This window comes from Alkalihalophilus lindianensis (assembly GCF_032843265.1).
Lineage (GTDB): Bacteria > Bacillota > Bacilli > Bacillales > Bacillaceae_D > Alkalihalophilus > Alkalihalophilus lindianensis.
The window spans coordinates 1-247 of the sequence record NZ_JAWJBA010000791.1; the positions used below are offsets into that span (position 1 = coordinate 1).

General features: G+C 46.6%; 1 pseudogene. It reads left to right on the forward strand.

Annotated features, from left to right (window positions below):
• Nucleotides 1–247 (forward strand): annotated as a pseudogene (locus tag RYX56_RS24350) (IS5/IS1182 family transposase); the annotation flags it as partial.

Here is a 247-nt window from a genome sequence, read left to right on the forward strand (position 1 = left end):
AGCTGGAGCCCGAAAAATCCGGAAAGCTGTCGGCAAACAACTTGGATATGTGAAACGGGATTTGGAGATCATTGGAAATCTTGTTACCCAAAGCTCCCTGTCTCTTTTGAGCAAAGATGAATACCGGCAACTCCTCGTGATTCATGAACTTTACCGCCAACAGGCAGAAATGTACAAAAAGAAAACACATCGGATTGACCACCGGATTGTGAGCATTTCCCAGCCGCATGTCCGTCCAATTGTGCGT